We start from the raw sequence: 818 nt of genomic DNA on the forward strand, positions 1-818 counted from the left end.
TGGTTCTGTCGCAAACTTCGCCTCTACCTGTCAGTTCGACTGCATTTCTGGTAGCGCGTGCTCTAATTGACAGGAGCAGACCGTGACGATCTCATTTAAGGGCACGCATTTTCCGAAAGACGTGATCTTGCACGCGGTTTTCTTCTACCTGCGCTACGGTGTGTCGCACCGGGATCTGGAAGAAATCATGGCGGAACGTGGCGTTGATCTGGATCATGCAACGCTGAACCGGTGGGTCAGTCGATATGCCGGCCTCATTGCTGAAACAGCGCGGTATAGAAAGCGTCCCGCACACCGTTCGTGGCGCATGGATGAAACCTATGTGAAAGTTAAAGGCAAATGGGTTTATCTTTACCGAGCGATAGACAAACACGGGAAGACCCTGGATTTCATGTTGTCCGAGCGCCGGAACAAACCCGCTGCGACGAAGTTCTTCGCCCGCGCTCTCGAAGTGAACGGTTTGCCGCGCAAGATCGTCATCGACAAAAGTGGTGCCAACACGGCCGGCATCAAGGCGATCAACAAGATGCTCAAGAGCTTTGGTTGTCCCATCCCGATTGAAATGGTCAGGCAGAAATACCTCAATAACAACATCGAACAGGATCACCGCTTCATCAAACGAAGGATCAGACTCATGCTGGGGTTCAAATCTTTCGCTTCAGCCGCATCTGCCCTGGCTGGTATCGAACTGGTCAACATGATCCGCAAAGGTCAATTCACACCCGGAATCCGTCCGTTTCAGCAGTTTATCCAGCTTGCGGGATAAACGGCTCACCAGTTTCGTCTATACAACTCTCAAAGAAATTTGCGACAGAACC

The 818-nt window shown here is 51.6% G+C and carries 1 protein-coding gene; it reads left to right on the plus strand.

Annotated elements, in window-relative coordinates:
• Window positions 1-82: 82 nt before the first annotated feature.
• Window positions 83-766, plus strand: coding sequence for an IS6 family transposase (locus ACR0A2_RS22175; RefSeq protein WP_480447759.1), 684 nt, complete (start codon window positions 83-85; stop codon window positions 764-766).
• Window positions 767-818: the final 52 nt, after the last annotated feature.

The sequence above is a fragment of the Ruegeria sp. H8 genome (genome assembly GCF_056532905.1).